The sequence below is a fragment of the Euzebyales bacterium genome (genome assembly GCA_036374135.1).
Taxonomy (GTDB): domain Bacteria; phylum Actinomycetota; class Nitriliruptoria; order Euzebyales; family JAHELV01; genus JAHELV01.
In genome coordinates this window covers 1-2,208 of the sequence record DASUUK010000055.1, presented here as the reverse complement: position 1 = coordinate 2,208, position 2,208 = coordinate 1, and the positions used below count along the sequence as shown (strand labels likewise).

The following is a 2,208-nucleotide window of genomic DNA, read 5'->3' as shown; positions in this document are numbered from 1 at the left end:
CGCCTGCGACGTCATCCCACCGCCGCGGATCACCCACCTCGGCTGACCCATCCGCGGGCGTGGGCACACGCCCCACCCCGCCCGACAACGGCGTGCTCGCAGGTCACACCCACATCCGAGCCATCCGCTTGTCCACAGGCTGCGGAACTAGCTAGCCCGGCTTTCCGGGCTATGGCTTCCGGTCGCTGACGACGGTCGGGCTGGCAAGGCTCGCGTGGGGGGCTGACCTGCGCGTTCGTGGTGGTAGATGCTTGTCTTGTCACGTCTGTTGTTGTATTACCCATATATGCCTTCGATCGTGGGGAAGCGGCGCGGCAAGCAGACGTACTACTACTTGGTCGAGTCCGCGCGGGTGGACGGCAAACCGCGCATCGTCGACCAGCAGTACCTGGGCAGCGCTGAGGAGGTCGTGGCGCGTCTGGAGGGCGGCGGGGCAGGCGAACCGGACCGCACGCGGCACAAGGCGTTCGGTGATGTCGCGGCGGTCTGGGAGATGATCGACCGGCTGGGAGTGGTCGGAATCGTCGATGACGTCGTCGGCGCCCGCCGCGCCGACGCGGCCGCGTCGGTCGGTACGTATCTGGCGTTGGCGACCCTGAACCGGGTGGTGGCGCCGTGCTCGAAGCTGGCATTCGGCGACTGGTGGGCCACGACCGTGGGCCCGCGGCTGCTGCCCGGGCTGCCAACGGCAGCGACCGACCACCGCCGGTTCTGGGACGCGATGGACGCCGTGTCACCGGTGGATCTGGTGCAGATCGGCCGGCGGATCACCGCCCGCGCCGTGGAGGTGTTCGGGTTGGAGATGTCGGGGCTGGTGTTGGATATGACCAACTTCGCGACGTTCATCGACTCGGCCAACACCCGCGCGCCGATCGCCCAGCGCGGCAAGGCCAAACAGCACCGCGTCGACCTGCGCCTGGTCGGGTTGGCGTTGGTCGTCACCCGCGACGGCGGCGTGCCGATCCTGTGGCACCCCTATGCCGGCGACCGTCCCGATGTCACCCAGTTCTCCGGTGTGCTCGACGAGCTCGTCGGCCGCTGGCGAGCGCTCGGCGGCGACCCCGACGAGTTGACCGTGGTCTACGACGCGGGACAGAACTCGACCGACAACCAGATCCACCTCGAAGGCACCGGGCTGGGGTTTGTCACCTCACTGCCGCCGTCGCACCACCCCGACCTGCTCGCCGTGCCCGCCGAACGTTTCAGCGTCGTCGACGACGACCGTTTCGACGGGCTGACCGCGTACGAGACCACCGCGGCCGCGTACGGGTTCTCCCACCGCACCGTGGTCACGCATTCGCCGGAGCTGCACGCCGCGCAGGTCCGCGGATTCGCACAGACCCAGGCCAAAGCGCGCCGGCAACTGTCCGAGCTCGCTGCCCGTCTCGCCCGCGGACGCACCCGCAAGACCACCGACGGCATCCAAGCCGAGATCGACGCCATCTTGCGGCCCCGCTGGCTGAGCCGCGTGATCGACACCGAGCTGACCGGCGACACCCCCGCGCAACGGCGGCTGACCTGGCGCACCGACCGCGACGCCCACGCTCGCCTCGAAGACGAGATCTTCGGCAAACGCATCCTGTTCACCAACCGCGACCACTGGCCACAACCCGAGGTCATCGCCGGCTACCGCTCCCAGTCCGACTGCGAAGACGGCTTCCGCCAACTCAAAGACCCCCACGTCGTGTCGTTCTCGCCGATGCACCACTGGACCGAGCACAAGATCGGCGTCCACGTCTTCACATGCGCGCTGGCGTTGCAGATCGCACACCTCATGCGCCGCCACGCCCGCCAGGCGGGACTCGACCTGTCCGTCCGTCGGCTGCTCGCCGCGCTGGGCGGCATCCAAGAAACCGTCCTGCTCTACCAAGGCGACCGCGGACGTCCCCGCGCGCGGCGCATGATCACCGACCTCAACGCCACCCAACGACGCCTCTACGACATCTTCGACCTCGACCGCTACGCACCCCGCCGCTGACCACATTGGGTAATACACCCCGCCCAGCACAAACCCGCCGTTGACCAGCACGAAGACCGATCAACGCACCGCCATCCAGGAAACTCGGGCTAGGAACCGAGGGGCGGCCGATCGGCCGCCCCTCGGCGCGGCACCTGCGATCATGGTCGCGTGCGTGACGACCTGACCGGCCTGGTGCTCGCGGGTGGCTCGAGCACCAGGATGGGCCGCGACAAGGCACTCCTCGACGT

The 2,208-nt window shown here is 68.8% G+C and carries 1 protein-coding gene; it reads left to right on the top strand.

From position 1 onward, the window contains the following. The first annotated feature begins 286 nt into the window (after window positions 1–286). On the top strand, window positions 287–1,978 hold the full coding sequence (locus VFZ70_09065) for an IS1634 family transposase (protein HEX6255946.1): 1,692 nt from the start codon (window positions 287–289) through the stop codon (window positions 1,976–1,978). The last annotated feature ends 230 nt before the right edge of the window (window positions 1,979–2,208 follow it).

Coding starts and splice junctions, on each gene's coding strand:
- VFZ70_09065 (HEX6255946.1), top strand. CDS start 287: ATGCCTTCGATCGTGGGGAAGCGGCGCGGCAAGCAGACGTACTACTAC.